Genomic DNA, 1599 nt, shown 5'->3' with positions numbered 1-1599 from the left:
TTGAGACGTCAAGGGTCCTGACCGCGAAGCGGCGCTTCGCGCCCTTGACGTCTCAACTCCAGTCTGGCGCCCTGCTTGGCAAGGGTTTCAGGGATGGCTCTGCCCGGCGCGGGCATTCAACAAGAGAAATGACGTTGACGGAGTAGGGTCAGATTAATTGTGTCTGTCCCAATTATTCTTGGCCAGCACCTCGCGATACCAGCCGGTGCGCGCCAGCTGGGCCAGCCCCTCGGCATCATTGCTATCGGTCTTGTTGAGCCGGCCCGACAGCGCCTTCTTCGCCTGGATTAATGGGTGCCTGTCACCATTTATTCCTAATGGGTGCCTGTCACCAATTATTCCCTGTCACCAATTATTCCCTTTCTATTTCCCTTTCTATTTATTTCCAGAAGGGTTCATCCAAGAATACTCGAACGGCGACGAACACAAGATAAACCCCGCTGGCAATCAGTGCGCCAAAAAAAGACGCGCGCGCGATCGATGCGGCAGGACCGTGTTCGCCCAATAACGTGGAAAGAAAAATCAATGTGAAGCTTAATAGAAAAATTGAAAGTAAATACCAAAAGAGTTCGGATAATATTACGCTGCAATATCTAAAAAATTTTGCAAACATGTCAAACCTCATCCCAATAAAGAATCCGCCAAATTCGATTATGAATGATCAAAATGACACCTATAAGAATTTTTCACGCGTCAACCCAAATACACGATGAACAATATCCACTTTGTTACAAACATTTTCTTCGTGTAAGCGCCAAATATAGTCATTAGCTTAACTGTTCACCCACGCTATTCGGACACTACCAAATGTGCCATTTCAAAACGAACAGCCTGTTCTTCTTAGGGTTCTCTGTCAACGTCGGGTCTAGCAGAGTCCATCACCGCATCGTAAAGCTGTCCGCCAAGAGCACCGGCGGTGCTGGCCGCAGCATCTAGGCCTTGGCCGCCGAGCTCAACAGCGGTGTCCAACCCTTCAGAAATCGCGGTAGCGACCAATACTCCTGTCCCGGCTGCAATCGACTGTTGTGCGGATATAGCGCTGCCTGCTGGAACTCCACCAGCCATTTCCCTCACGGCAAGCCCAGCGGTAGCTTTAGTCCCAGCCCCGCCCGTGAGGCGTGCAACCGTCCCGCCGATTGCTGCCGAAGCTAATACATTGACTGTAGTTTCGGCTGCAGAGTGTCCTGCAGCCGCTGAGTCTAACCCTGCTTCGATCCCAGATCCAAGCGCAGAAACCGCCGCGCCGCCGAGGGGCCCTAACGCTGTTGTCGCACCTGCGACCAAGGCAGTGCGGCCTGACTGCCCCCAATCTACTCTCGGCCCACCGACTTCGTTGCGGGTGGTGTACGCTTGGATGCCTGCATCTATCCCACCTGCAGCCAACCCGACGATGAAGCCAATGGCCAGATTGCCAAACTCCCCCGTCGGATCCGTTGCATTGACCGGATTATTCCCGACATAGGCATAGCGATTGAAATACCCCACCCCGCCTTGCGCAAATCCCACCGGGTCGCCCGACAGGAAGCGTCCGATGGCTGGGTCGTAATAGCGGGCCTGCATGTAGACCATGCCGGTATCGGTGTCGGTGATGTGGCCGGT

Annotated in this window: 1 protein-coding gene; it reads right to left on the bottom strand. The window is 53.6% G+C overall.

What is annotated here, in order from left to right; translation table 11 throughout:
• Nucleotides 1–840: 840 nt before the first annotated feature.
• On the bottom strand, nt 841–1599 hold a 759-nt coding region (locus BLT42_RS14890; RefSeq protein WP_143024178.1), incomplete at its 5' end, for an RHS repeat-associated core domain-containing protein.

The sequence above is a fragment of the Maricaulis salignorans genome (assembly GCF_900103475.1).
GTDB classification, from domain to species: domain Bacteria; phylum Pseudomonadota; class Alphaproteobacteria; order Caulobacterales; family Maricaulaceae; genus Maricaulis; species Maricaulis salignorans.
The sequence above is the reverse complement of the archived record's forward strand: the minus strand, read 5'-3'. Positions and strand labels throughout refer to the sequence as shown.